The 2,844-nt window shown below is 42.8% G+C and carries 3 protein-coding genes; all 3 read right to left on the reverse strand.

Annotated elements, in window-relative coordinates; genetic code table 11:
- Positions 1-125: 125 nt before the first annotated feature.
- Complete coding sequence (locus LC093_RS20075; RefSeq protein WP_226669238.1) at positions 126-548, reverse strand: hypothetical protein; 423 nt, start codon at positions 546-548, stop codon at positions 126-128.
- A 124-nt stretch (positions 549-672) separates the two neighbouring features.
- Positions 673-1,449 (reverse strand): DNA polymerase beta superfamily protein, encoded by a 777-nt coding sequence (locus tag LC093_RS20080; RefSeq protein ID WP_226669240.1) that lies wholly within the window; start codon positions 1,447-1,449, stop codon positions 673-675.
- A gap of 594 nt (positions 1,450-2,043) precedes the next feature.
- Entirely contained in the window at positions 2,044-2,616 is a 573-nt protein-coding gene (locus LC093_RS20085) for a hypothetical protein (RefSeq protein ID WP_226669243.1), read from the reverse strand.
- Between the last annotated feature and the right edge of the window lie 228 nt (positions 2,617-2,844).

Below are 2,844 nucleotides of genomic sequence, written 5' to 3' on the forward strand. Positions count from 1 at the left end.
TGCTCTGGTGGCATGTATGCGCAAGATGATTGTTATCCTCAACAGCATGGTACGAAATGGTACTGCCTGGGAGGGAAATATGGCCTAAGCGGTTGACTCAGAGCCATAGTCACTTGTTAAACATATCAGGCACCTTGGTCGGAAAACCAGATTTTTTTTGAGTCAGACGAAATGATTTTTTCCGCCTCGAGGGTAGTAACCGCGCTTGAGGCGCATAACACATAACCACTTACTTGTGAAATTATGTAGCCCAATTCCCCTGGCGAAGAAACGTGTTCATAATTCGCCTCTTCATTTTTTAATACTGTGTAATCTTCACTGTCACATAGCTCTGCAGCTCTACGGTTAAATGTTTTGTATGCACCAGAATAGTTAACCCAAGGCTTGAAGTTAGTTTTAGCAATTATGAAGTACATCCCTTCATCAACTTTCCGGTCTTGAAAGCCGCCACCGAAGGCATTGGCTCCATGTTCATTTATGTTGTGATAAGAGGAGCTACACGAAGTGCAAATTGCTACAAAAATTACACAAAATATTATTTTTTTCATACTAGAATCCAATGTTTAACGCCGCGCTCAACGGCGGCTTACTTTATGCGCGTTTTTCGCGAAAATAGGAGCGTAGCGACTGCGCAAAAGGCGCATAAAGTAAGACGTCAGCTGCAGCACCTTGTTAACTCAGGGTCTCGTGGAACAGGCTATTTAGCTTGCCCATGATTTCACCAGGCCTCTCTGAAGCATCTGAAAAATGCTCCAGCCTCTCTAGCTCAGATTCGATAAAAAAATTTAGCTCAGAAATTTTTGGAGCCATCTCCTTTTCTAGGCTTATCTTTTTTCTCTGAAGTAGATCTGAAATTTGACCATTTAGCTCAACATTATCGGTAATTAGGGTTCGCAACACCTCAAACTGAATTGGGGCAGGCTCTCGATACTTCTCTAGCCACATAATTGAAAGCAGCGGCCTTAGAACATAGAAATATTTTTTGATAGGAACAATATCATCCCGAAGATAACTTCTATAGTTCGTCTTTGCCATACTTCGATAGTGGTATATCCCTTTTTTAACGGAGTAAATATCAGGAATAATTTCTCTTGCTTTTTTAGAAAAACAACCTCGATCAATGTATACAATAGGAGACTGCAACCATTCAACGAACGCTGGGTTTGACTTAGAAAATAGTTTCAAGGCCTTTCTTACATCCCAGCCATTGATGTCGATTTCATCAACAATTGGATACTCAATGACATCTCTTTTGTCTTCGAGATCAACCGCAACATACCAATCTTTGGGGTGTGCATAAATAAAACGAACATCATAGTCGCTATTAGGAGACTCAAACCCCCAAGCTCGGCTGCCAGACTCAATAGCATAAAGAACACGTACTCCATGTTCTTTTTCAGCTTTATTGATTCTTTCGAGAATCTCTTTTTTAACGCTAGGTTCGATCATGTGTGTCTTTGAGTTAACGCCGTGCTCAGCGGCGGCTTACTTTATGCGCGTTTTGCGCAAAAATAGGAGCGCAGCGACTGCGCGAAAGGCGCATAAAGTAAGACGTCGGCTGCAGCACCTTGTTAACTGTGACGAGCCTCATTGGATCTGCGACTCTTCGGGCGGATAGCAATTAAAGGGACCATACCAAATGCCACCGTTATTTCGTAAATTCAATAGCTCGTCATTACTAGGTAACTCTTCTTCGTAGTGATCCAACTCTTCAAGATCTAGCTCGAAAGCTCCGTGAGTATTCAATGGCCTATAGCGATCTTGAAGTAACTCATCCTCAGCTGACTTTATAGCCTCAATTATGTTAGTTGAACCCAGATAGACACTTACAAATGCACCGGCACAATCAGCGGGCAATTGTGACCCCTCCATTGGCTCCACCTCAACTTCGATTCTATATAGTCGTCTATTCATACGGTGATTACAGTTAACGCCGCGCTCAGCCGCGGCTAGCTTTGCGCACTTTATGCGCGATAATTGGAGCGAAGCGGCCGCGCATAAAGTGCGCAAAGTTAGACGTCGGCCTGCAGCGCATTGTTATGGCTATATGGCTACGCGCTCCCAGTGTAAGCAGTAAGACCACTGGTCACTCCCCTCGTTGAACGACTGGAATGCGTTTCTGACGTCTGTTAGCTCCAGCTTCTCTAAAATTTTAAAATGAAGGGCATTGGAAACCGCTTGATATTCCAGTAAAAATCCGTCTTTTTCTCTTTTTGTCTGGATATAGCAACCGCCAGATTCCAAAATAGCAAACGCATTACTATTTTCAGGCTTACTATCAATAAGCTCTAGTAGCTCATCAATTAGCTCTGAATCTGCCTCGTATGCATCCTCCAAAAATGGGCTACTAATTTTGCAAGGTAAATACTGCCCCTCGATATCTTGGCACGTGTAGCCAACAAACCTATCTGATTCAATTTCAGTAATTAAAATATAGTGAGCGTTTAGCTTGCTGCACCAAAACAGAGAGTGTCTAAACTTACCGTCACCAGAAAGGTATTCATGAGTTTTCTCAAGACTTCTAATCATCTCCGAAGACAGAGATAACTCATTTTTTATTGATTCCAGCAGGTTGTACTCCAGATCCGCCGGCGGAACTGGATCGACAAGCTTCATAGGCTGAACGATCTTACTTTTATACTCGTGTGAATGTAAGAATTTCATGTTCATTACTTACCATAACGAGCCTGTAGAAAAACGACTTCCGTCGTCGCCAACTTTTGGCCCTTTCTGATTATTTTGATGCGCTCAGGATTTAAGCACACTTCTTTAACATAATCACACTTGTGCGTACTTTCCGGATATTTGGGCGCCATCGGTGTGGATAACCCTGTTAATCAATGG

The sequence above is a fragment of the Microbulbifer aggregans genome, assembly GCF_020524005.1.
Taxonomy (GTDB): Bacteria; Pseudomonadota; Gammaproteobacteria; order Pseudomonadales; family Cellvibrionaceae; genus Microbulbifer; species Microbulbifer aggregans_A.